Consider the following 24996-nt stretch of genomic DNA (forward strand, 5'->3'; position numbering starts at 1 on the left):
TATCCCTGTGTAAGTTTAAGCGGATTATATCCAAAACATACTGTATTTTGTCCTAAATATTAAAAAAGAATAAATTATGGGCAATTAAAGGCTTGAAAACCGGTTCCGGTATATTTTGGGTGTAAGCTTTATAACCGTTTTAAATTGCTTGTTGAAATTGGATAAGGTATTAAAACCACACGCGTTTCCCACCTGGCTGATTGTTTTGCTATCATCTTCAACCAGTAATTTACAGGCATGTTTGATGCGGAGTTCAGTTACAAACTCAGAAAATGATTTGCCGGTTTTTATTCTGAAATAACGGCTGAACGAAGTGGGCGTCATACTTAACATTTTAGCAGCTTCCTGTAATGATATATCGCTGTCAAAATGCTGTGCCACATAATTATAAACAAGATTTATGCGCTTTGTTTCAGCGTCCTTCAATTTATATACGTAGTCTGCATTGTGAAGCATACTATATTCTTTTGTTGAAGCCATAGTATCCAAAATCTGCAAAAGCGCGATTACGCTTGCCGTGCCATGTGCATGCGTAAGCTGTTGCATCATTGTATGCAATTCCTGTACTATCTCTCCTTCAAATTCAATTGCCTTTTTTGACCTGATGAATAATGTTTTGATCTGCTGCAACTCTTCCTTATCAAGCAGGTCGTGCATAAAATCGCTTTTAAAATATATCACCAGTCCATGCACTGATTGTTTGCTTCCTTTTTCAAAATATAACGCATCGTTTCTCCATAAATGCGGAACACCCGGCGCTATGAATGTGGTATCGCCTTCTTTAAACGATTTTACGGTGTTTCCAATAAAGCGCGTGCCGCTTCCTTTCAGTACCATAAATAGTTGATATTCGCCATGGGCATGCCACACCGGGTCAAAATGCTTTTCTTTCAACTCCCTGGCTACAAATATTTTGGAATCCGGGATAGAGGTTTTTTGTAATGCGGATTTCATGGAGCAAAAATAATGTGGAAGTATGGGAATGTGGGAATGAGGAAATTAATTTGAAAATTTATCAATTTCTTGCTTACCGGCAGCTACTCTGTATATACAAATAGGTAATCATTATTGTCTGAGAAATATGAACAGATCTTCCTCACCCGCCCCCTATCCCTGCCTACCGGACAGGCAGGCATGCAATGGTGAGGGGGTGGTATTGTAGTGCAAAGCCAGGCAACATCTCTCCCATATCAATTACAAAATATAGCTAAGCAGGCGTTTAAATATTCGCTATACTTTTAGATTTTCAGACTACCCCTCACTTTATTTTATCAGCATGATTTGAATTTGGGCACCCCTCGCCACACTGTGGAGAGGGGTCGGGGGTGAGGGAGCGGATATTTTCAGACTCTTCTTCCGTAAATCCCCATTCCTTTAATAGTGTATTATATTTTTCCTGTGGGAGATTTATGTTATCGTAATGCCCTGCCAGTTTTTTTTGCCGGTAAGCTTCATATATGCTTACCGCACAGGCAACAGATATATTGAGGGATTGTATTATCCCCACCTGCGGAATAATAAAATTTCCGTCTGCTAATGCCCTGATTTCTTCGCTTACGCCAGCATGCTCGTTGCCAAACACCAGGGCTACTGATTGTGTAAAATCCACCTCATAAAGGCTTATGGCATCACTGCTTAAATGCGTAGCCAGGATTTTATCATATTTTTGACGCAAATCTTTAAAACAAAGTTCCGCATCAGTGTACTGGTGAATAGTGAGCCATTTAGCCGCACTCGATGAACTTTTAGCCCCCCATTTTTTATGGCGGGGAATTTTAGTATTCAACACGTAAACATCCTGTATGCCTACAGCATCGCAACTCCGCATAACAGCCGAAATATTATGCGGATCAAATACATTTTCCAACACAACAGCAAGATTATTTTGCCGTTTATTCAAAACTTTTGTCAACCGTTCAGTCCTTTCTGGCGTCATATTTGTAAAATTATGCTACACATTATTAAATAATTAACCACTACCTGTTTAAAAACATACAAAAATCCTAATATCTGTCATGGCAAAGAAAATATTAAAAATATCAGGAATCGTTTTAGCCGTTTTACTTGTACTTGCGTTTATTCTTCCCTTTATCTTCAAAGATAAAATTACAGGTATTGCCAAAACACAAATCAACAAAAACCTAAATGCTAAAGTTGATTTTAAAGACGTAAATATATCCCTGTTCCGTCATTTTCCACGCCTTGCTGTTGGATTGGAAAACCTGGATGTGGTGGGCATTGAGGATTTTTCAAAAGATACCCTTATCTCTGCTGAAAGAATTGATGTGGCGCTGAACCTGATGAGCCTTTTTGGTAATAAAATGAATATCTATAGTGTTACGGTAGATAAGCCAAGAATACACGCTATTGTTAATAAAGAAGGAAAAGCGAACTGGGATATTACCAAACCAGATACAACAACTACCATCCCTGAAGAATCTTCTGATTTTAATATGCAGCTCAATAGGTATGCAATCAATCATGGCTATATCAGCTATAATGATATTCAGGGAGATATGAGCGCTGAAATATTCAACCTTAATCACTCCGGCAGCGGCGATTTTACTTCAGATCTTTTCACACTTGCCACCAAAACTTCGGCGGATGTGGTAAACTTTACCTATACCAAAATTCCCTACCTGGTAAATGCAAAAGCTGCTTTAGGTGCAGATATACAGGTGGATAACAACCAAAACAAGTATACTTTTAAAACAGATGATATTGCGTTGAATGACCTGAAGCTGGCAACCGAAGGATATTTCCAGTTTGTGAATGATACCACTTACGGTATGGATATTAAATTTAATGCGCCATCTACTGATTTTAAAACATTGCTTTCCCTTGTGCCTGCTATTTATAAAAATGATTTTGATAAAATAAAAACAAGCGGCAAAGCCATTTTTAATGGTTTTGTAAAAGGAGAATATAACTCCGTTAAAATTCCTGCATATAATATTAACCTGAATGTAGAGAATGGGTTCTTCCAATATCCTGACCTGCCACAGCCGGTTAAAAACATCAATATCGCTGTGAAGGTTGATAATCCTGATGGTATAACAGATAATACGGTTGTTGATATTTCAAAAGGCCATATTGAATTTGGCAGCGACCCTTTTGATTTTACATTATTGCTGAAAAAGCCAATGAGCGACCAGTATATTGATGCGAATATAAAAGGCAAACTCAATCTTGCACAAGTAACCAAATTTGTGAAGCTGAGTGGCGATACAAAACTGTCAGGATTGCTTGATGCCGACGCAACCGCTAAAGGAAATGTAGCGGTTATTACACAGCAAAAACCAGGACCTTTTACTGCCAATGGTTTTATAAATATCACTGATCTGAATTATTCATCTAGCGATTTTCCGCAGCCTATAAAAAATTCAAAAGTGCAGATACAGTTTGAAAATCCTGATGGTGTGCCGGATCATACGGTGATCAATATTCCTGCAGGCCATATTGAGATAGGCAATAATCCGGTTGACTTTAATGTACTGCTTAAAACGCCGGCAACCGATCCTTCATTTGATGGCAGAGCCAAAGGGAAGTTTAACCTGGGTACGGTATCTCAGTTCACTACGCTTGAGCCGGGCACATCGGTATCCGGTATGATCAATGCTGATGTATCTTTCAAAGGCAATAAATCATCTATAGATAAAAGCCAGTATGAAAAAATAAATACTGGCGGTACGCTTAACATATCTGATCTTGTTTACAAAAGCAAGGATTATCCTGATGGCGTGAAAGTGGATGAGGCTGCATTTACATTTAACCCTAAAAATATTACGCTGAACAATTTAAAGGCAGTATACCTTACATCAAATATCACTGCCAATGGAGCTGTTGATAACGCTATCGGTTATGCGCTGAAAGATGAGCCTATAGCCGGCACGTTAAATGTAAAAGCAGACAAATTAAATCTTAATGATTTTATGGGAACAGAGGCTGCCGCACCTGCCGATTCAGCGCAGCCTGCTTCTTCAGAACCGTTTGTAGTTCCTAAGAATATTGCATTTACGCTTAATGCTGCGGTAGATAAGCTTACCTACGATAAAGTTGACTATAACAACCTGAAAGGAACGGTTGCCATAAAAGATCAAACAGTAACGCTGAAAGATGTGCAGATGGATGCCCTTGATGGTAAGATAGCCGTAAGCGGTTCATACTCCACCAAAGCAAGCACCAAGAACCCTGCCATAGCATTAACATATGATGTAAGTAATCTTAGCGCGGAAAAAACTTTTTATGCTTTTAATACTATTCAAAAGCTGATACCCATTGGCAAATTTATCTCAGGAACAATAAGCTCAAAGCTTACGCTAAACGGGAAGCTCGGACAGGATATGACACCTGAAATAAGTTCGCTTACCGGTAATGGCGCTTTGCAGCTATTGGAGGGTGCGCTTAAAAAGTTTGTACCGGTTGAAAAATTAGCGCAAACGTTAAACGTAAATGACCTGAGCAATTTTTCAATGAAGGATGTAAAAGCATATATTGAATTTGCCAATGGAAAAGTACTGGTAAAACCATTTAAGCTGAAAGTAAAAGATATTGATATGGAAATTGGCGGTATGCATGGCATTGATCAGTCTATTGATTATGCTATTGCCATGAAATTGCCGCGCAGCCTGATTGGCAGCCAGGGCAATGCTTTGATCAATAATCTTGCGCAACAGGCAAACAACAAAGGCGTCAATGTAAAAGTAAGCGATGTCATCAATCTGAATGTAAAGATGGGTGGCAGCATTACCAATCCTCAGATCAAAACAGACCTTACGGAAGCGGCAGGTAATATTGCCGATGATCTTAAAAAGCAGGCTACGGATTTTGCGCAGCAAAAAATTGACAGCGCCAAACAGGAGCTGAAAGATTCTGTTGCTTCCATTAAAAACCAGGTAATAAAAGACGCGAAGGATGAATTAGCCAAACAGATCTTAGGCACAAAAGACAGCACCTCTTCCGGTAAACCATTGGAGAATACCACAAAAAACGCAGAGCAGGCAGTAAAGAACACCCTGAATAATTTGCTGAAGAAGAAGAGTAAGGATACGGTGAAGAAGGAGTGATGGCCTGTAATTAATGATAACACCTAAGCAAAGCCGAACATAGCAAGTTCGACTTTGCTTAGGTGTTATAAAATCATATCTTATAACAATTAATACGTGTTTTCTAATTCTGTGGGAAGTTGTATATGGTGTTATCAATTGCCTGGTTAATTTCTATACTTTTAACAGTAGTAGTTATAACCATATCGGGTTTTTCGTCTTTTTTTGGCTTGACAGAAAGTGGGTCATCAAGAAAATCTGTACCACCATGCCCCATGAGCATATCGCCCATTCCTTTCGGATAATACCCGTTAGTAGTAACAGAATGAGGAAAAACTATACCTGAAACGTTTTTATAATCCTCAAATATTGTTACTGTTTTAATTCCCATCATACCACTTTCTTCAATTCTGCTTACATAAAATGTATTAATATCTAAATAATAGAACCGTATAACCAGCCCAATATTTACAAGTATGCAGTATTGTCCATTAAATTTTTTTACAAACTTTATCACTATTTCTGAAGACGGATAATTAATAAAAGGAGAAGCTATATATATTTGATCCTTACCGTAATTATATTCGTATTCAGACATTTCCCTGGGTTTAGTGCCTGTTTCCGTTTCAGACTGTCCATTCATCATCTCATTCATTCCTGGCAGAGGCGGAGCAGTAGTCCATCCGCTTACGGATCCTGTATTATCGGTAAAACATTCTGTTTGAGAAAAAGAGGTTGATCCATCTGCACCTGCATCAGTGTCTTTACGGTACCCTTTCCCATTGGTTATTCTTGTTAAAGAATTCAGGACAACCTTACCGGTATCAGGAGGAATAGACATTGCATAAGAGCCTTTGACAACCACGGTTTTTATACTTTTTATTTTCTCTTTTCCGCCAATAGCTTTAAGATGACTGGCTATTATCTGGTCAAGCATTTGCGCATTGGTTGCAAAGTTATTAATGCAGCAAAGCAGGAAGATAAGAGATAAAAAACGAAACTGTTTCATGTGATTTTTTAAGGATGATATATTCAAAAAAACACCTCATCTCCCGTTCTTGTTTTCTGTAGCAAGACGAGGTTTTCCTTTAGTTAATTTCCATAACTCAATATCAGCAACCATACCCCAAGCAGGAACAGTATACCGGCGCCTATCCCTGCCAACGCTTCCAGCGTTCCGCTAAAAACAACTTCTACCCAACTCTTATATTCACGAACGCCATACTGGTTGGTTCTGTTGAACTGCCGGCGGCCTACCCATAGTATATATACCAACATGGGTACAATCATCAGCGTCATGCCAATGGTGCGCCTGAGGGTGTTGGTTGATTCCCTGTATTCCAGTTTTTGTTCGTTTTCTCTCCTCTGTTTTTCAATCTTAAGTTGCTCTAAAATTCTTTTATCGCTTATATCGCTTAATTTTTTATTGTAATCCTTTATCTCGTAATACTTTTTTTTGGCGGCTTCATTAAACAGGTTTTCAATAATGTAATTTTTCAATTCGCCTGTTTCAAGTTGATACGTATATATTCTGAAAGAAGCATTTGCAGCCGAATCGTCAAGGTTTTCATAAGCAGCGCTATATTCATCTTTCAGTTTTTTCTGCCACGAGCTGTAATCTTTCAGCAATATTGTTTCTCCAGGTGTGTCTTTTGAATGATATTTATCCATTTCATGCAACCGGATCATCTGCCACAATATTCTCAGCGCTGCAATTTGTCTGGCATATGTTTCCCTGGGATTAGTACCTTTAATTTTTGCTATTACCTCTTCTGCAGCAGGCATGCCATCAAGATGAGGTTGCTTTTTTGCAAAGCAAGAAATGAAGCAACCTAAAGCAACTAATAATAAAAATATATTTTTCATGACGCTGTTATCTTTTTCAGCTTTAACAAGTTTTGTCTTGCTTTTCTAAAACCGGCGGAACCGGCATAATAGCGAACTGCAATACACCATTTCAGCCAGTCTTTGTTGAAAATAGAAATTAGCTGATGAACAATTCAGGAGCATTTATTTTTCGTATGCCTGTATTTATTTTTCGTTAAAATGAAGTATTATTGAATATCGTATTTTCAATACTTAACTCCCTTGTATGCGATATGCAGTCTGCCTGTTTTGTTTTATATGTGCAGCTCTTGCCTGTGCAGGTCAGGCATATATCAGAGATTCCCTGCTGAGAGAGCTGAATAATCATCCCAAAAGAGATACAGTAAGGCTTAACGTATTAATTGCTATGGCAAATGCCTGTCGCTATGATAGTGCTGAGCTGGGTATAAAGCTTACAGATGAGGCAATACAACTGGCCCAAAAACTTAACAATATGGCTAACCTTGGCCATGCATATCATCTGAGAGGGGTATGCCACTATACAAAAGGAGAATTTCAAACAGATATTGAATTTCAAAAAAAGGCCTTTGCGGTGTATATGAAAGTGGGAGATAGTGTAAAAGCAGCAAATGCGCTTAATCGTATGGGTACGGCATATACTTCTCTTGCGGATTATCCGCAGGCTTTAAATTATTTACAGCAGGCCGAAAAGCTTGCTGATGAAGCAAATATCAAACGCATTAAGGCAGCAGTCATCTGTAATACGGCTTTGGTATATTATTTTTTATCTGATTACACTAAATCGCTCGACTATAATCAACAAGGGCTGATGCTTTTCAGGGAATTGGGTGTAACTGCATCGGTGGCTGTGATATTAAATAACATTGGAGATATTTATTTAAAAACCGGCGAGTATGAAAAGGTGATTGAGCTTAACAGGGAGGCACTTCAGTTAAATAAAATTTCCGTTAAATCAACCAAAGGAGATGCAAATTATTACCTGGCAATCGGAACTGCTTTCAGACATTTGCAACGATATGATTCTGCATTAGCCTATCTGGAAAGATCATTGACAATGTACAGGTCGCTTAATGCCTCAAATAATGTATCTCTTTCGCTTAACGAAATTGCAAGTATATATGCGTTTGCGCCTGATTCCTTTTTTAATATCCCGAAAAAAGAAAGATTGAACACGGCGCTGTTTTATCAAAGAGAAGCGCTTGCACTGGCAAAAGAGGCTGCAACTTTGGATAATCTTTCAAACCAATGGAAAACCCTTTCTGAAATTTATGAAAAAGCAGGCAACCCTGATTTGGCGCTTCTGGCATATAAATCGTACTTCGCTATTCATGATAGTATTGCGGGCGATAAAACAAGAAAAGAAATTACGCGAAAAGAAGTGCAGGCAGAAGCTGATAAGACAGCTGCAGTGTTAAAAGCACAGCACATTGCCGAGATAAAACAACAGGAAACAACGCGTAAAGCTTATTTAATTGGAGCAGGGCTTATTATTGTATCATCATTGCTGGTGTTTTTTTTATACCTGCGCCGCCGAAATACTAAAACCAAACAGGTTGAAGCAGAGCTGAAAGCTGAAATTGCCGATACCCAAATGAAGGCGCTCCGGTCGCAAATGAACCCGCATTTTATCTATAATTCACTTAATTCGATCCGCTATTACAATGCGCAAAACAATACAAAACTTACAGATGAATACCTGCTAAGATTTTCCATGCTCATGCGGCAGGTATTTGAAAATTCTGATCACAAAAAAGTATCACTTGCCGATGATTTGAATGCACTTGAACTATATATGCAGATAGAAGCGGCGAGACTTGACCATAAATTCGATTACGAGATAAATATTGATACTGAAATTGATAAAGAAAATACGATGATTCCTCCTTTACTCTTACAACCCTTTGTTGAAAACAGCATCTGGCATGGAATATCGCCTAAAAACGAGAATGGAATGATCAGAGTGGGCATCAGCAGGCAATCTGAAATGATACGATGCACTGTGGAGGATGACGGCGTAGGCATTAAAAAAAACAATATTGAAGAATGCTTTGAAGGACGAGATAAGCACAGGCCTTCAGGATTTCTTATTACGCAAACCAGGATAAACCTGATGAACAAAATTCAGAACAGCAATGCTTCCCTCCGCCTGTTTCCTTTGAATAATGGAACAAGAATTGAGATCACCCTGCCGCTTGAGCTTAATTTTTAATCGCGTTTATATGTTGAATTGTATTATTGTAGAAGATGAACAACAAAGTATTGACATACTTATCGGGATGCTTAAAGAATCGTTCGGGACTGATTTACATATCATCGCTTCATATAAAACAGTTGAGACGGCCATTATTGCAATACGGGAATATAAGCCTGAATTGCTTTTCCTTGATGTACAAATAGGAAATCAAACGGGTTTTGATCTGTTGAAGCAGTTGGATACTAAAGATATCAAAGTGATCTTTATCACTGCTTTCGAAAAATATGCAATACAGGCTTTTAGGTTTAGCGCTATAGATTATCTGTTGAAACCAGTTTCTACAGCTGATTTGCATCGGGCAGTTTCAAAAGTTTTGAATTTAAAATATGAATCGGGCAGCTATAAAAAAATAGAAACGCTGCTTAAAAACATTTACAATAAAGACAGACAGAAGTTATGTATACCTGATATTAATGGGTTTAATATTGTAGAGATCAACGACATTATACGCTGCGAGTCGAATATTAATTATACTACTATTTATATTAATAAAAGCAACCCTATAACTGTTGCTAAAAGCCTGAAAGAATTCGAAAAAATGTTGAGTGATTTCAATTTTTTCCGTGTACACAATTCGCACCTTGTAAATCTCAATTATATTAAGAGCTATAATAAAAGCAGGGGGGGATATGTGGAACTGACAAATGGAGAACAAATTGAAATATCAATAAGAAGAAAAGATGAATTTATTAAAACCATAACGCGTGTGTGATACTAACAAAGTAATTTTACATGCGTTAATGTTAATTGTATGAAAGTATTCATCAGCAGAATTATTCCCAAAGAAGGAATAGAAATATTACAAAATGCAGGGCTGGAGATAACGCAATACTCCGGCAAAACAGAAATATCTTCCACTGAGTTAATAGCAATATGCAATAAACATGACCTTTTTTTGAGCGTTGGCAACAATACCATTGACCGGGCTTTCCTGGAAGCCTGCAGGCATTTAAAAGGCATTGCACTAATGAGTGTGGGATACGACCGTGTAGATATTCCCGCAGCCACTGCCCTTGGTATTCCTATCAGTAACACTCCCGATGTACTGAGCAAGGCCACGTCAGATACGGCTTTTTTACTTATTCTTGCCGTATCGAGAAATGCATTTTATATGCATGACAGCATCAGCAAAAAGCAATGGGGATTTTTTGAGCCCACCGCCAATCTTGGTATCGAACTTTATAATAAAACGCTCGGCATATTTGGATTAGGAAGAATAGGATCAGAACTGGCAATGAAATGTAAAGCAGCTTATCATATGCCGGTCATCTATCATAACCGGAAACCCAACAAAGAAGCAGAAGAGCTTTTGGGTGCGAAATATGTTTCGTTTGATGAATTATTAACGGAAAGCGATGTAATATCTGTACATGCAAACCTCTCTGACGAAACCAGGGAAGTTTTTAATAAAGAAGCATTTTCACGAATGAAGAACAGTGCCATTTTTATTAATACGGCAAGAGGCGGATTGCATAATGAGAAGGATTTGACCGAAGCATTGGAACATAAAAAAATATGGGGAGCAGGTTTGGATGTAACCAATCCTGAGCCAATGGCATGGGATAACCCATTACTGAATATGCGGAATGTTTGTGTATTACCTCATATTGGTTCTGCAACGATAGAAACACGTGCAAAGATGGCAATCACCGCCGCGGATAATATTGTAGCTGCCATGCAGGGAAAACCAATGCCGCAGGTAATAGATAAGCAGGTATATTCCATAGGAAAATAAGTGCCTTAATCTATGTTTTAATATTGAAATTGATAGCTGGCATACTCGTCGCCATTATTAAAAATCGTTGTTTGGGTGATCTTGTTATTATCATCAAAACTATTCAGAAAATTAAAACGCTCTATTTCAGGATAATCTTCACCATTGGGGATTGAACTTACTTCCAGCAAAGATCCATACCGATGCATGTAAATATCTATATCAACACTATTTTTTGATAATGTTATATATAATGGATAAAAAAAGATGCTGGTGTTCTCATCATAGTTTAATATATTTTCCATGTAATGCCAGTCTTTGCCTCCCAATATCCTGAACAGGCTATCCAGTCCTTTTCCACCATATTCATAAGAATAATCAGCACCGTAATACAGGTCTGCCACTTTCGATTCAAGCCTGTTATTGCCATTGTACCTGTAAGAAAGAGAAGGAAAAAAGACTGTGTTATCACCTGAAGTAAATGTACCGCCGGAAGAACTTACCAGTTTATCATCATTATATACAAACCGCATTGCTACCGGAATGTTTTCAAAATAGTTGCCATAGTCAACATACATAAAAGTATAATCCGGTGCTCCTGCTGAGTCGGAAAATGACACCTGGAAAGTGGAGCGCTGCTGGTTTGAAGGTTCTACCGTTATACTTTTTATTGTGTTATTGCTTCTTTGAACAGTAATATTACTTTTTACATCACCGGTAATGGTATAAAAAGTGTTACCTGTAAGGTAGCCATCACTGTTAAAATTATATGTAGCAAACAGGTGATCAAATTTATCCTCTGTAGCAGTATCATCATAGTATACACTCACCTTGCCAGGCAATTCCGTATACTTAAAGCTTAAATTTATACTTTCATCGTTACTTACCTTGTAAGAAAGAGACTGCGGCGGATCTGTGGGAACAGGAACAACAGGAGGCTCGGGATTATCAATGCCAAGATCTTTTTTCTGGCATGATAACATAAGGATCGGCAAAGCAACAATCATTGTGGTCAATAAGCGGTAGCTTCTCATTTGCATGTAAATAATGAATTAAGCTTTTGATAGGATGATTGTGAATTCTTTATATAGACGATTTCCATAAGGAGCAAGCGTTGTGCCAAGTTACGTTAAATTTAACATTTGGGTTGGTTTGCCGCTTCTATTATACTTTTTTATAACCAACTACCTTATTACACTTTATCAAATAATAATATAAAATATTATAAAGCATTAAGGCAAACAGCATATTATAATGCAAATTAAAAAGCAACCGGCTTATAGCGGTTGCTTTTTAATACGTGCTCCAAAAATGATTAATTATTCTGTTCAGCCAGGGGATTGTACAGCATTTCGTTTTCAGGGATTTGCAACGTCATGCCAGATACCGGGTAAGTACCTTTGATCACATGATTGGCCGAGCTTACTCTGTCCACCGGAATGTTCCAGCGTTTATTGTTATAAAATTCTCTGCCACCTTCTCCCCACAATTCAATACGGGTTTGCAATTGCACCATTTGAAGTGCGGTTAAACCTGCCATTGCCGGGTAATTGTCGCATGTTAATGTAGTACCGCCGCTGCGTGTGCGTGCTGCCAACAGAATATTCAATGTTGTTTTAGCAGCATCTTCACTTACGCCCTGCGCTTCTGCTTCTGCTTTCATTAATAATACTTCAGACCGGCGCATATAAAAGGCAGTGGATGTGCCCACCAGTTTTTTGTCTGTGCCGTTGAGAGGATGTGTGGCTGCGTATTTGATATTTGTGTAGGTAGGAATAAATGCCACTGTATTATTAACAGGGTAGGTATAGTTACCCAGAGCTGATTCTACAAAACAGTCTTTGCGATAGTCATCACTTGCAATTGCCTCAAACAAACGGTTATCTATGCGTTTATAGGCTCTGGAAACACCACCGTTCCCTTCACCGTAGCAGTTCATATAACTGGTAAAATGTGTGTTAGCCGTTCCTAAAGGAAATCCCAATATTACTTCAGGGTTCTGATCATTGTTCAGAAAGCCGTTTGTTTCAGGCAGATAAACAGGGTCTGTAGGTGTGCCTGTATTTTTGCCGCCATACTGCGCCTGACTCATCAGCGTGGAATTAGCACCCAGTATATTATTGCAGGCAGTAATGGCAGTTGGCCAGTCGCCCGTCCATACAGAAACACGGGCCAGGAGAAAGTTGGCAACACCGAGATCAATATCCGAAGTAACAGAAGTATATCCCACGCCTGCTGCCTCAAGCAGGTTGATTGCATCAGTAAGATCTTTTTTAATGAACGCATAAGTATCAGCAGCAGAAGCCCGGGCCTTATTGGGCTGGTTAGGGTCATATTTATCATATAGCATAACACCCAACTTGCCACTCCCTCCTTGTAAATACGCCTGCTGGTAATTTTCCATCAGGTAGTTATAAGCATATGCCCTGGCCACCAGCCCTCTGGCTTTGCAATCCTTCAAAAAATTATTACTACCTACAACATCATCAGGCAAATAATTAAGCATCTGATTAGCTGTGGTAATACAAAACCATGCATAGTTCCAGTACGCCACGTTTTTACCATTGGCAGCGGTTATAAAATCGCCCAATTGGTATTCTACTGTCCCAAAAAGAACATTCAAACCTTCCTGGTCACCCATCACTATATCGTTACCTTCCAGGCTACGGTTCATATCCAGCCCCAGGTTGGTATAATACATATCCGCCACACCAGAACCTGTACCACCGGCATTGTTAAAAAGCAAAGGCATACCGTTTGCCATACTTCCCATTACTGTTCTTATTTTACCCGTATCGCCTGATGCCAGCAAATCGGCAATCTGCTGATCATAAATATTATTGGGTGGAGTTACTTCTAATTTTTTTGAGCAGGCTGAAAAAAACAGGATAGTTAGTCCAAGCAAGCCCATTATATAATTTCTCATAATTTTCATCTTTACTTAATTTAGAAATTCACGTTTATACCTACAGACATGGTGCTGTAAGGAAGATATACTGCAGCGCCCACTTCCATACCCCCTACCAATGACATCCGGGGATCAATGCCTGAATGCGAAGTGAACATGGCGATATTATCTGCTGATGCATATACGCGAATATTTTTAGCCCTTATCTTATCTGCAATTGAACTGGTGAAATTATACCCTAACGTAAGGTTTTTAATATTCAGGTAAGATGCATTAAACAAGGACATATCGCTGTACTGCCAGGAGCCATGAGTCGAACCTGCTGTATACCTGTCATCTCCATAAAAAGTCATAGGGAATTTCGCATCCTTATTTTCCGGCGTCCAGGTATTACCTAACAACTCTGCCGACAATGCATTACCTATATTACCACTCCTGTATAAGTGGTTGGCATATTCCACACTAAAAAATTTACCGCCGATCTGGTAGGCAAGTATAGCGGTAAAATCAAAACCCTTATACTGCAACATCGTAGTAAAACCGCCGATCCACTTTGGCAGAGCACTTCCCATACTATAACGGTCAGCCAATGTATAATTGGTTGTGCTTACAATATCACCAACTTTGCTTCCTCCAAAAAGGCCATCATCCAAATTCTTTTGGGTTACTGTATGGTTAAATAATGGTAATCCTGTACTTTGATCAACACCGGCATACTTAAACAAATACAGGTTGTAATAGTCCATCCCTTCTCCGCGCAGGAAGGTTTGCCCTGCAGAAGTTGCACCACCACTGGCAGCGCCCCAGCCGTCAATATCTGCAATATATTTGCCTCCTAATGCCTCGGATAATACTATTGGAGGTACTTTCAGCAATATAGTTCTGTAATGCGTGCCATTCAGCCCGATATTCCACCTGAAATTTTGATTGCGGATCACATCAATATTCATCTCTACCTCTACCCCACGATTTACTATCCTGGCATTGTTGAGTGTTAAAGACCTCTGCCCAAGCGAGTACGCAATAGGTTGATTGAACACTGAGTTAACAGTAAGTTTGTTATAATAATCTATCGATCCATTTATCCTCCTGTTCCACAAAGAGAAATCAATACCCGCATCAAAGGTGTGTGTATTTTCCCAGGTCAATGGTGGGTTTATTCCTCCCTGGGCTAAGCTATACCTTACGGGTGTGCCTGTACCATTGTTAACGGTTGCATATTCCGCTACTGAGTAGCTCCAGAGTTGGTATCCTGAGTAATTACTGATACCACTTTGGTTACCAATGATGCCATAGCTGGCCCTGATTTTTAAATCATTTAGCCAGTTACCTGTTCGCCTCATAAAGTTTTCTTCGGTTAAACGCCAGCCTCCGCCAACAGACCAGAAAGTACCCCAACGGTCTTGTTCATACCTGAATTTGGATGACCCGTCACGTCTTGCCGATCCTTCCAGGAAATATTTTTCATTGTAGTTGTAGCTAACCCTCCCGAAATAGCTCTCGAGAGTAGATAGATCACCACCACCACCAGGTACTCCAAAAGGAGCACCTGAAGAGTTATACCTGGACACAAAATTGGCATAGCCCGTAAAATCATTTATAATGGAGAATGCAGAAGCATAGTTCAACAAATCGCTTTTGTACTGGTAATACTCATGACCGGCTAATGCTGTTAGTGAATGTTTACCAAAGCTTCTATTCCAGTTTAACAATTGTTGCGTATTAAACACACCCGTATTGGAATAGTATTGCCCCATTGCTCCCGAGCCTGCAACAGCCCCGGTTTCAGGGTTTCCATAACGCAAACGAACTTCAGAAAACCTGTCGTAGGATAGATTAACAGTAAACCTGAAATCTCTTAAAAAGTTTACGGTGGCATATCCTTTCAGGTTCAAATCATGTGATTCTCTCCGGTCAATATCTTTATCTAACAATTTAATCAGGTTAGTGGTATAAAGGGGTTGACTGGTTTGGCCAAGAGGAGAATAACTTACTCCGGCATTATCATGCACCCTATCTGTACCATCGGCATTTTTGATGATATTACCTTGCTGATCACGGGCAAATAAAGGAATTAAAGGATTCTGCCCGTTGGTCCACCGAAATGCGTTTTGTTGTACCGTACCGGGATTGCGGCCAAACCGCGTGGCGGGAGATTGTGTGTTGCGGTAACTGTACCCCATATTAGCGCCAACCTTTAACCAACTGGTAAGTTGCGCATTTATATTACTCCGTACATTATATCGTTTAAATTTTGACCCCCGTATATAAGCAGGATCTTCCAACATACCAAGCGAAACAAAATAGTCCATTTTCTCAGTTCCGCCACTGGCTGACAAAGTATGCTCCTGGCGGAACATTCTTTCAAAGAAATAATTTTCATAAGACCCGGCGTCAAATAATGGCTTTGCATTCGGATTTAGCTTACCATCTGTATTTACCAGGTAAGCGCCCGACATAGTTGCGCTGGCATTTGCACCGCTGCCGGTAGTTGTATATACAGCCCCCGGTACATCATATAACATCCAGTTGCCAAGCAGGTTGCGGGAAAAGGTAGTAGTAGATCCCGCATAATCGAATAAATGTGCACTGGCAAATTCAGCCGCCGCTTCGTGCGACATGTTGGGATTTTGAACATTCGTTGTGTATTTACCATTGGTGGAAGAACTGCCCTCATACCCGTAACGAGCCGAATTGTAAATAGCAAGCCATGCGTGTTCGTAAAAATCTTTGGCATTATCAATCCTGTCATATCGCATAGTGCCCAGAAAATTATAGCCCATCCTGGTTTCAAGCGAGATGTTGGCTTTTCCCCTGGATCCTTTTTTAGTAGTGATCAGTAATACACCATTGGAACCACGTGAGCCATATACTGCAGTTGAGGCAGCATCTTTCAATACACTTATGCTTTCAATATCTTTTGGGTTAATGGAAGAAAGTGCATTGGGATACTCTGTTGGAACACCATCGATTACTATTAGCGCATTAGCACTGTTTTGCAAGGTAGAACCTGCACCACGCAAACGGATACCCATATCCAAACCCGGCTGCCCGTCTATTGATGAAACCTGTATACCGGGAACTACTCCCTCTAATGCACGTGTTACTGTTGAATTAGCCTGCGTAGATATTATTTTTGAATTTACCTGTGTAACGGAACCGGTATAATCTTTTTTCCGTGCTGTTCCATAGCCAATTACCACCAGGGTATCTATTGAAGATTGCACTTCAACAAGGCTTATGTTCAGATTTGTTCTGTTGCCTACCACTGTTTCCTGTGTGGCAAAGCCAACAAAGCTAAAGACCAGTACAGCATTTGAAGAGGGTACATTGTTCAGTATGAACATACCACTTTCTGAGGTAACTGTACTAATGTTGGTTCCTTTAACAGCAATGGTTACTCCCTGCATGGCATTGCCATTGGCATCGGTAACCTTTCCAGAAACAGAAACCTGTGCATTTGCCGCTATACAAATACACAAAAAGCAGGAGAGCATGAAAAGCAGCTTCTTCTTCATTTTGGTTGGTTTTAATGATTAAAAAGAAATAGTTGAGGACAGATCAGATTTTATTGCTTCTGTTATAGCATCATCTCATGTATCAGTATTTAAATACAATTGCGATACAACAGCTCTTGCACAAAAATTATTCATTAGTTATATATGTGTAGGCAGGATGCAGCTTTAACAGGAAGCAATTCATTGGCATTAATTAAATTGGTTAAAACAATCGCTCAATAAGTGAGACTTACGCTAGTGAAATTAGAAGGAATAAATCAGGAAACCTGATGTTTAAATAACCAAAAAATATGCTTTTATAACATTGCAGCTATTTATCTATACAACGCGATATTGTATATACAGACACTAAATAACAGCCCCAAAAATGCAAAAACGGTACTGAAAACAAAACATTTGATACACGCAGCAAACAATTTACATATACCTGCATACTGCAAATTATCCCGCTATTTTTTCCTGAAGAAAATTCTAACGGGCACCCCTTTAAAATTAAACGTAGCTCTTAACTGATTTTCGAGATAATTTTTATATGGCTGCTTGATATCATCAGGATAGTTAGAGAAAAATGCGAAACTGGGTACAACAGTAGGCAACTGGGTAACATATTTTATTTTAACAACATTTCCTCTTACTACCGGCGCATGATAAGCTTCTACCGCTTTCAGCATCACATCATTCAATTGCGAAGTAGGAATTTTACGTTTCCTGTTTTCATATACTTCCAGCGCCGTTTCTATTACTTTAAAGATGCGAACCTTATCTTTTACAGAAATAAATATTATCGGCACATCATTAAACGGCGCCAAACGTTCTTTCAATTCTTTTTCGTAATCCCTGGCGGTATTGGTTGCTTTTTCTACCAGATCCCATTTGTTCACCAGCAACACTATACCTTTGCCTTTTCTTGCCGCCAAAGAATAAATACTAAGATCCTGGCCGGTTATTCCTTTTGAAGCATCTAATAATAGTATGCATACATCTGCTTCGTCTACAGCTTTGATAGCCCTGATCACCGAATAAAATTCGAGGTCTTCTTCTACCCTGTTCTTTCTTCTTATACCCGCGGTATCTATTAAAATAAATTCTTTCTGAAAAAGATTATAGTGGGTGTGTATCGTATCTCTTGTTGTGCCTGCTATATCACTTACAATTGTGCGCTCCTCGCCTATCAATGCGTTAAGCAAAGAAGATTTTCCAACATTGGGCTGGCCTATGATGGCAAATTTTGGCAGCTCATCGCCTTTTTTATCATCTTCCGTTTGTTCAGGAATAAGCTGTACCAGGTCATCCAGCAACTCACCGGTGCCGCTACCACTTATGCTCGACAGAAAATGAATATTTTCAAATCCCATGCTGTAAAACTCTGTAGCATCCAGCATACGGTCGGGATTATCAACTTTATTGATTACCAGGAAAACAGGTTTTTGCGTTTGCCTTAGCATCTCGGCTACAGCTTCATCCAAATGCGTAATACCCATTTCGGCATCACACATAAAAATGATGGCATTGGCTTCATCAACAGCAATCTTTACCTGCTTTCTTATTTCTTTTTCAAAAACATCATCACTGCCATCTACAAAACCACCGGTGTCAATAATATTAAACTGTTTACCATTCCATTCAGCTTCGCCATACTGGCGGTCACGCGTCACACCGCTTATATTATCAACAATGGCCTTACGTTCTTCCAGCATCCTGTTAAAGAATGTGCTTTTGCCTACATTGGGTCTGCCTACTATTGCTACTGTAAAACTCATATTTTTTTAAGGTGGAAGGTTTATGGTTTGTAGTTTATGGTTTGTGGTTGGGATTATAACTACAAACCATAAACTACAAATCTTCCTAGTATCCATATTCTTTTAAATGTACATCATTGTCCCGCCATTTTGGTCTCACTTTCACAAACAACTCCAGGAATACTTTACTATCCAGGAATTTCTCTATTTCCTGGCGCGCTATAGTTCCTATCTGCTTTATCATCTTACCGCGCTCTCCTATTATTATTGCTTTCTGCGATTCACGATGCACTATTATTTCCGCTGTAATTTTAATCAATCCTGTTTTTTCTTTAAACTCATTTACCAGCACGGCTGTGTGATAAGGTATCTCATCTTCAAACAGCTCAAATATTTTTTCCCTCACCATTTCGCCCACAAAAAATCTTGTTGGCAAATCTGTAAGGTCATCTTCATTATAAAAAGGCTCTCCTTCCGGTAAAAATTCCAGTATCGCATTCAGCAAAACATCAACACCAAGATTTTGAAGCGCTGATATAGCGACCACCCGCCTGCTGTACGTACGGCTCTGAAAAAAAGTTTTGGCTTCTTCCACACGCGCTGCTGGTACTTTATCAATTTTATTGAGTACTACAAATGCAGGTACTTTTAACCGTAACGCTGCAAAAAGCTCATCTGCCTCCTCAAGATTATCTTTTATATCAACCATCAATAATGCAATATCCGCATCTTCTAAACTGCCCTTTACGGCCTGCATCATTTTTTCATGCAGCTTATATTTCGGTTCAATAATACCGGGCGTATCAGAAAAAATAACCTGGTAATTTTCAGTATTCAAAAAACCCTTGATCCTGTGCCTGGTAGTTTGCACTTTAGGGGAAACAATGGCCAGCTTCTCTCCTATCAGGCAATTCAGCAAGGTGCTTTTGCCAGCATTGGGCTTACCGAAAATGTTTACAAAACCAACTTTCATCGCTTTAAGTGCAATTAAAAAAATCTTTGCAAAGGTAAATGAACAAAATTTGTTTTGGCTGATAAAATGCATACCCTTACCTTTGCGCCTCGTTATCGGGGAATAATACAAAGATACCGGGTGTTCGATCCTTCCCTTCGCAACGGCAGTTCTTACGGATAAATATTAAACTAATTATATCGCGAGGTAGAGCAGCGGTAGCTCGTCGGGCTCATAACCCGAAGGTCGGAAGTTCGATCCTTCCCCTCGCAACCACAGAAGCCCCGGTTTATCCGGGGTTTTTTATTATATTAATGCCCCGTAATTCCGGCGTTTATTAACTACCGGTTTCCGGTATATCCACTTATATCTTCAAGCATTTTTTCATTTGAGGTTTTGCAAGTATTTTCGCAAAATCCTTCGGGCATAAAATTTATATAAAAATGATTTTACCGCCTGATATCATTCTTTAAAACAAGGTCTGTTATGGCATACGATGTTATAGTATTAGGTAGTGGTCCTGGCGGATATCCTGCTGCAATAAGGGCTTCTCAATTAGGCTTAAAAGTAGCAATTATTGAAAAAGAAAGTTTAGGCGGCATTTGTCTTAACTGGGGATGTATACCCACTAAGGCATTGTTGAAAAGTGCACAGGTGTATGAAAGTATGAAACATAGTAAAGACTATGGACTGGAAGCATCTGATGTAAAGCACAATTTTGACGCTGTTATAAAACGCAGCCGTGGTGTGGCAGATAAAATGAGTAAAGGCGTTCAGTTTTTAATGAAGAAGAATAAGATAGACGTTGTAATGGGCTATGGTAAACTGAAAGCCAAAGGACAGGTTGAAGTTACCGGTGCAGACGGTAAAACACAGGTAGTAGAAGGTAAATATATTATTGTTGCTACCGGCGCCCGCTCCCGTCAACTGCCAAGCTTACCCATTGATGGTAAAAAAGTTATTGGATACCGTGAGGCAATGGTGCTTCCACAACAACCCAAAAGCATGATAGTTGTAGGCAGTGGTGCAATCGGTGTTGAGTTTGCTTATTTCTACAACAGCATGGGTACAAAAGTTACTATAGTTGAATTTCTGCCCAAAGTTGTACCTGTTGAAGATGATGATGTTTCAAAAGAGCTGGAAAAACAATATAAGAAACAGGGAATAGAAATTTATACCAGCAGCGAAGTTACCAGTGTTGATACCAGCGGGGCGGGCGTAAAAGCAAAAGTAAAAACCCAGAATGGCGAAATAACCCTTGAAGCTGATATTGTATTGAGCGCGGCAGGTATTGTAGCTAATATTGAAAATATCGGGCTTGAGCAATTGGGTATTAAAACAGAAAAAGGAAAAATCACCGTTGATAAATACCAGCAAACAAATGTAGCTGGTTTCTATGCCATCGGCGATTGCACGCCGGGGCAGGCACTGGCGCATGTAGCCTCTAAAGAAGGTATTATTGCCGCAGAACATATCGGCTATAACGAAAAGAAATACGGGCACCTGCCGGATACTATTGATTATAATAATATTCCGGGTTGTACCTATTGCACACCTGAAATTTCTTCAATAGGTTATACTGAAAAAGCAGCAAAAGAAGCAGGATACGAATTGAAGATCGGTAAATTTCCATTCATTGCTTCCGGCAAAGCAAGCGCTGCAGGCGCAACTGAAGGTTTTATAAAAGTAATTTATGACGCTAAGTACGGGGAATTTCTCGGCGCTCACATGATTGGCTATAACGTAACCGAGCTTATAGCCGAAGTATCTGTGGCACGTAAATTAGAAACAACCTACCATGAAATACTGAACGCGTCTCACCCTCACCCAACAATGAGTGAAGGCGTTAAAGAAGCAACCGCAGCGGCATATGGCGAGGCGATTGATATTTAAGTAGCAACACATTCTTATATAAAATAAAACCCCGGTTCTTCCGGGGTTTTATTTTATATGACCGAAGAAACCGGCTAATTAAACATAGTTATAATAATAGTTCCGGTTAATTTAAAACGATTATCGGCAGAATCCGTTTGTGCCTGAACCAGCAACGGGCCTAATGATACGCACAGGCTTCCTATCAGCTTTCTCATACATATACAGCGTTTATTATAGATAGACATAGTTGTGCGGGAAAAGATTTATTTGGGATTTGCTGCCGCCATTTTCTTTGCAAGATGATCCATTACGGGTATAAACTTACCATCAGGGCTTATATCAACAAATTTTACATTTTTATCAACTATGCCTGTATGAGACGCCGGCCAATAAAATACTTCACCTGCACTAACGATGTCTTCTTTGCCTCCGGGATATTTAACTCTCAAAGCCCCATCAATAACATAGCCCCAATGGGTTGCGCTGCACATGTTTTCAGACAATCTTTTAAAAATGGTGTGAAGTCAGCCGGACCGGGTACATCCATATAATCAATGGACATTCAATCTAATATTTTCAGATTGTTTCGTTCTCGAACTTTTTACTTCGATATACACCGGAGTCTCCGCATTACTTCGCTATTCGCTTCGTAATGCTGCGACCGGGTTTGCCATCGCTGTTTTGATGCTCTGCAAACAAATAGTAGTTAAGGTTAATAAAAGCAATACCACAGGTGGTACCACAAACATAAACCAGCTTAGCCTGATATGGAATGCGTAATTCTTCAGCCATTCATTTGCCGCCCAGTAAATAACCGGTAAAGCAACCAGAGACGAAAGCAAAACCAGCCTGATAAAATCTTTTGAAACAAGCAGCAACACACTGGACACCTGTGCACCCAGTACTTTACGGATACCGATCTCTTTGGTGCGCAGCTTTATTATAAAAGCTGAAAGCCCAAGCAATCCGAGGCACGCCACAACAATTGCCAGCGAAGCGAATAATCCGAATACATTGCCCAGGCGCTGATCTGCTTTATACTGGCTGTTAAAAAAATCATCAAGAAAAAATGATTCGAACGGCTTTCCGGGAAATGCTTTTTTAAACACCGATTCTATACCGGAAAGGTTTTTATTAATATCATTTGTATTCACGCCGACCGATGCATAATTCCAGGACAGGGTGTTGGAATAATTCGGGTAATAAAACAAAATCGGATCGTATGCTTCTTTCAGTGAACGTTGGTGAAAATTCTTAACCACTCCTTTAACAGTAGCATAGTATTCTCCTCCTCCAAAGCTAAATATGATCCTTTGATTCAGCGCTTCGTTTGCAGATTTGTATCCCAAACCTTTTGCAAGCGCTTCGTTTACCAAAATCTTTACATCCATGTCCTTTCCATATATCCCCGGCGTATACAAATTATAAATTCCTGAGCTGTCCGCAGGCGAAAAACCACTTCCTCCTATCAGCGGTACCTGGTAGGTATTTAAAAAATCATGGTCAATGCTTATAAAATAGGTATTAATATTGTTTTGCTTGTCCTGGCTGCTTTTTCTTACAGTGTTACGATCAGCAATAGCCCGGCCGGGCACTTCTGAAGTATACACCGTATTTATTACAGAAGGCGCTCTTAATACCTCATGCTTAAAATAATTCAGTTTTGATGCATTTGTTGAATCAAATCCGGTAGGCAGTTTAATAACCAGTGTCTGGCTTGTCTTATAACCGAGATCACCTTTTCGCATAAAGTTCAGTTGGCTAAATACAACCAGTGTGGCGGCAATCAGCATGATGGAAAGAAAGAATTGAAAAGAAAGCAGCACACGCCTGAGCGACAGGTTTGTATTTGATTTTATGATCAACCCTTTCAACACCTTTACAGGGTTGAAGGAGGATAATATAAACGCGGGATAAGCCCCTACCAGGATGGCGCCGAGGAGAAAAGTTGCTAAAGTATATAACCAGAAGGATGGATGGCTACCCATGCCTTGTGTGAAAAATCCCTCACTGATATTTTTGCCAACGAGCCGGTTAAACCAGGGCAGGGTGAAAAAAATGATTATAACAGTAACAAATAACGCCATTACATTGATGATGAATGACTCCAGCAGGAATTGTATCATCAGTTGCTTTTTCATGGCTCCGGATACTTTCCGGATACCTACTTCTTTGGCCCTTTCCATTGATTTGGCGGTAGAAAGATTAATATAGTTCGTCCAGGCGATCAGCAAAATGAACACACCTATAACGGAAAGGAAAAACACTTCCTGTTCACTGCCGTTTATTTCGGCTTCTTTTTTAAAGTGAGAGGTAAGGTGGATACCGGTTAACGGCTGCAGGTGAAAGGAAGATCCAAAGTTGAGTTCTTTCATGATATTGCCAAGGTATTTATCAATGAAAGCGGGGAATTTTGCTTCCATTTTTTTGGTATCCGTGCCCGGCGCAAGTAATACATAGGTGTACCATTCCGGCCAGGTCCAGTTTTCGTTGTTTCCCCATCCATCAAAATGAAACAATATATCGAACTTTATATGTGAATTTTCCGGCGGATCGGCAAAAACGCCTGTAACTTTTGAGGGAAACGATCCATTACTAATGAGCGTTTTGTTTAAAGGGTCTTTATCCCCAAAATATTTTTTTGCCACCGATTCGGAGATCACAACAGTGTTGGGGTCCTTCAGGCATGTGCTTCTATCACCGCGAACCAAAGGAAAAGAGAATACATTAAAAAAGGAGGGATCAACAAAATAAATATTGGTTTCATAAAACGTCTTAATTCCCTTACCCCCCTCTTCCTCATAAGCCATGTAATTCGATTTAAAAAAAGTAGCAAAGCTCACTATCCTTACATAATCTGTCACTTCGGGGAAATCCCTTTTCAATGCCGGCCCCAAGGCAGGATGATTGGTAACAAAGGTTCCGTTATCAGCAAAACTTCCGGAGTAGGAAATGGGAACACGATATATGTTTGGTGCATTGGCGTGAAACCGGTCATAACCTGATTCAAAAGCCACATGCTGGAATATAAAAAAGCAAGCCGCCATGCCAAGCGCCAGCCCGAAAATATTGATACCGGAATAAATTTTATTCCTTACAAGGTTCCGCCATGCGGTTTTGAAATAGCTTTTGAGCATAATTAT

Annotated in this window: 17 protein-coding genes and 1 tRNA gene; 6 read left to right on the top strand and 12 right to left on the bottom strand. The window is 39.6% G+C overall.

All coding sequences use genetic code 11. The annotated features are described in order from the left end of the window. Positions 1-84 precede the first annotated feature (84 nt). Together DC498_RS18865 and DC498_RS18870 are read right to left on the bottom strand one after the other, a co-directional pair. Entirely contained in the window at positions 85-954 is an 870-nt protein-coding gene (locus DC498_RS18865) for an AraC family transcriptional regulator (protein WP_116875714.1), read from the bottom strand. 304 nt (positions 955-1258) lie between these two features. Then, on the bottom strand, positions 1259-1936 hold the full coding sequence (locus DC498_RS18870; RefSeq protein WP_116875715.1) for a TrmH family RNA methyltransferase: 678 nt from the start codon (positions 1934-1936) through the stop codon (positions 1259-1261). A gap of 79 nt (positions 1937-2015) precedes the next feature. Here DC498_RS18870 and DC498_RS18875 point away from each other — a divergent pair, with 79 nt between their 5' ends. Then, a complete protein-coding gene (locus tag DC498_RS18875) occupies positions 2016-5066 on the top strand; it encodes an AsmA family protein (RefSeq protein ID WP_116875716.1) in 3051 nt (1016 codons plus the stop codon). Positions 5067-5169: 103 nt separating this feature from the next. Here DC498_RS18875 and DC498_RS18880 read toward each other — a convergent pair whose 3' ends face one another. Then, entirely contained in the window at positions 5170-6054 is an 885-nt protein-coding gene (locus DC498_RS18880) for a hypothetical protein (protein WP_116875717.1), read from the bottom strand. A gap of 83 nt (positions 6055-6137) precedes the next feature. Further along, positions 6138-6911, bottom strand: coding sequence for a hypothetical protein (locus DC498_RS18885; RefSeq protein ID WP_116875718.1), 774 nt, complete (start codon positions 6909-6911; stop codon positions 6138-6140). Between the two features lie 226 nt (positions 6912-7137). On the opposite strand from DC498_RS18885, the gene DC498_RS18890 reads away from it, so the two are divergent. Genes DC498_RS18890 through DC498_RS18900 form a run of 3 tightly spaced genes read left to right on the top strand, consistent with a single transcriptional unit; the run spans position 7138 to position 10882 of the window. Then, complete coding sequence (locus tag DC498_RS18890) at positions 7138-9102, top strand: tetratricopeptide repeat protein (protein ID WP_116875719.1); 1965 nt, start codon at positions 7138-7140, stop codon at positions 9100-9102. 10 nt (positions 9103-9112) lie between these two features. Then, positions 9113-9859 carry a LytR/AlgR family response regulator transcription factor gene (locus tag DC498_RS18895; RefSeq protein WP_165813896.1) on the top strand — a complete coding sequence of 249 codons (747 nt, stop codon included), beginning with the start codon at positions 9113-9115 and terminating at the stop codon, positions 9857-9859. A 39-nt stretch (positions 9860-9898) separates the two neighbouring features. Then, complete coding sequence (locus DC498_RS18900) at positions 9899-10882, top strand: 2-hydroxyacid dehydrogenase (protein WP_116875721.1); 984 nt, start codon at positions 9899-9901, stop codon at positions 10880-10882. A 17-nt stretch (positions 10883-10899) separates the two neighbouring features. On the opposite strand, the gene DC498_RS18905 is transcribed toward DC498_RS18900, so the two are convergent. The 5 genes from DC498_RS18905 to era all read right to left on the bottom strand — a co-directional run bounded on the left by DC498_RS18905 (position 10900) and on the right by era (position 19999). After that, positions 10900-11895 carry a hypothetical protein gene (locus DC498_RS18905; protein ID WP_133176906.1) on the bottom strand — a complete coding sequence of 332 codons (996 nt, stop codon included), beginning with the start codon at positions 11893-11895 and terminating at the stop codon, positions 10900-10902. Positions 11896-12176: 281 nt separating this feature from the next. Beyond that, entirely contained in the window at positions 12177-13787 is a 1611-nt protein-coding gene (locus DC498_RS18910) for a RagB/SusD family nutrient uptake outer membrane protein (RefSeq protein ID WP_116875762.1), read from the bottom strand. Between the two features lie 20 nt (positions 13788-13807). After that, positions 13808-17287: a SusC/RagA family TonB-linked outer membrane protein gene (locus DC498_RS18915; RefSeq protein ID WP_116875723.1), complete on the bottom strand. Its 3480-nt coding sequence runs from the start codon at positions 17285-17287 to the stop codon at positions 13808-13810. A 449-nt stretch (positions 17288-17736) separates the two neighbouring features. Next, positions 17737-19047 (bottom strand): ribosome biogenesis GTPase Der, encoded by a 1311-nt coding sequence (gene der, locus DC498_RS18920; protein WP_116875724.1) that lies wholly within the window; start codon positions 19045-19047, stop codon positions 17737-17739. A gap of 85 nt (positions 19048-19132) precedes the next feature. Further along, complete coding sequence (era, locus tag DC498_RS18925) at positions 19133-19999, bottom strand: GTPase Era (RefSeq protein ID WP_116875763.1); 867 nt, start codon at positions 19997-19999, stop codon at positions 19133-19135. A 180-nt stretch (positions 20000-20179) separates the two neighbouring features. Between era and DC498_RS18930 the strand changes: the two genes are divergently transcribed. Together DC498_RS18930 and lpdA are read left to right on the top strand one after the other, a co-directional pair. Further along, positions 20180-20254, top strand: a tRNA-Met gene (locus tag DC498_RS18930). Between the two features lie 210 nt (positions 20255-20464). Continuing rightward, on the top strand, positions 20465-21871 hold the full coding sequence (gene lpdA, locus DC498_RS18935; RefSeq protein WP_116875725.1) for a dihydrolipoyl dehydrogenase: 1407 nt from the start codon (positions 20465-20467) through the stop codon (positions 21869-21871). 74 nt (positions 21872-21945) lie between these two features. Here the strand turns inward: lpdA and DC498_RS26655 are convergent, their stop codons facing one another. The 3 genes from DC498_RS26655 to DC498_RS18945 form a co-directional block, all read right to left on the bottom strand. Next, on the bottom strand, positions 21946-22068 hold the full coding sequence (locus tag DC498_RS26655) for a hypothetical protein (protein WP_255415850.1): 123 nt from the start codon (positions 22066-22068) through the stop codon (positions 21946-21948). Positions 22069-22116: 48 nt separating this feature from the next. Next, positions 22117-22344, bottom strand: a complete 228-nt coding sequence (locus tag DC498_RS18940; protein ID WP_116875726.1) for a hypothetical protein — start codon at positions 22342-22344, stop codon at positions 22117-22119. Positions 22345-22491: 147 nt separating this feature from the next. Continuing rightward, on the bottom strand, positions 22492-24990 hold the full coding sequence (locus DC498_RS18945; protein ID WP_116875727.1) for an ABC transporter permease: 2499 nt from the start codon (positions 24988-24990) through the stop codon (positions 22492-22494). Positions 24991-24996 lie beyond the last annotated feature (6 nt).

Origin of the sequence: Terrimonas sp., from assembly GCF_003075435.1 — a bacterium.
Classification (GTDB): Bacteria; Bacteroidota; Bacteroidia; order Chitinophagales; family Chitinophagaceae; genus Agriterribacter.

Excerpts from the sequence above, each read along its gene's own strand:
- lpdA (WP_116875725.1), top strand. The coding sequence starts at position 20,465 with ATGGCATACGATGTTATAGTATTAGGTAGTGGTCCTGGCGGATATCCT.
- DC498_RS26655 (WP_255415850.1), bottom strand. The coding sequence starts at position 22,068 with ATGAGAAAGCTGATAGGAAGCCTGTGCGTATCATTAGGCCCGTTGCTG.
- DC498_RS18945 (WP_116875727.1), bottom strand. The coding sequence starts at position 24,990 with ATGCTCAAAAGCTATTTCAAAACCGCATGGCGGAACCTTGTAAGGAAT.
- DC498_RS18900 (WP_116875721.1), top strand. The coding sequence starts at position 9,899 with ATGAAAGTATTCATCAGCAGAATTATTCCCAAAGAAGGAATAGAAATA.
- der (WP_116875724.1), bottom strand. The coding sequence starts at position 19,047 with ATGAGTTTTACAGTAGCAATAGTAGGCAGACCCAATGTAGGCAAAAGC.
- DC498_RS18905 (WP_133176906.1), bottom strand. The coding sequence starts at position 11,895 with ATGAGAAGCTACCGCTTATTGACCACAATGATTGTTGCTTTGCCGATC.
- DC498_RS18890 (WP_116875719.1), top strand. The coding sequence starts at position 7,138 with ATGCGATATGCAGTCTGCCTGTTTTGTTTTATATGTGCAGCTCTTGCC.
- DC498_RS18865 (WP_116875714.1), bottom strand. The coding sequence starts at position 954 with ATGAAATCCGCATTACAAAAAACCTCTATCCCGGATTCCAAAATATTT.
- DC498_RS18880 (WP_116875717.1), bottom strand. The coding sequence starts at position 6,054 with ATGAAACAGTTTCGTTTTTTATCTCTTATCTTCCTGCTTTGCTGCATT.
- DC498_RS18875 (WP_116875716.1), top strand. The coding sequence starts at position 2,016 with ATGGCAAAGAAAATATTAAAAATATCAGGAATCGTTTTAGCCGTTTTA.
- DC498_RS18870 (WP_116875715.1), bottom strand. The coding sequence starts at position 1,936 with ATGACGCCAGAAAGGACTGAACGGTTGACAAAAGTTTTGAATAAACGG.
- DC498_RS18910 (WP_116875762.1), bottom strand. The coding sequence starts at position 13,787 with ATGAGAAATTATATAATGGGCTTGCTTGGACTAACTATCCTGTTTTTT.
- DC498_RS18885 (WP_116875718.1), bottom strand. The coding sequence starts at position 6,911 with ATGAAAAATATATTTTTATTATTAGTTGCTTTAGGTTGCTTCATTTCT.
- DC498_RS18915 (WP_116875723.1), bottom strand. The coding sequence starts at position 17,287 with ATGAAGAAGAAGCTGCTTTTCATGCTCTCCTGCTTTTTGTGTATTTGT.
- era (WP_116875763.1), bottom strand. The coding sequence starts at position 19,999 with ATGAAAGTTGGTTTTGTAAACATTTTCGGTAAGCCCAATGCTGGCAAA.
- DC498_RS18895 (WP_165813896.1), top strand. The coding sequence starts at position 9,113 with ATGTTGAATTGTATTATTGTAGAAGATGAACAACAAAGTATTGACATA.
- DC498_RS18940 (WP_116875726.1), bottom strand. The coding sequence starts at position 22,344 with ATGTGCAGCGCAACCCATTGGGGCTATGTTATTGATGGGGCTTTGAGA.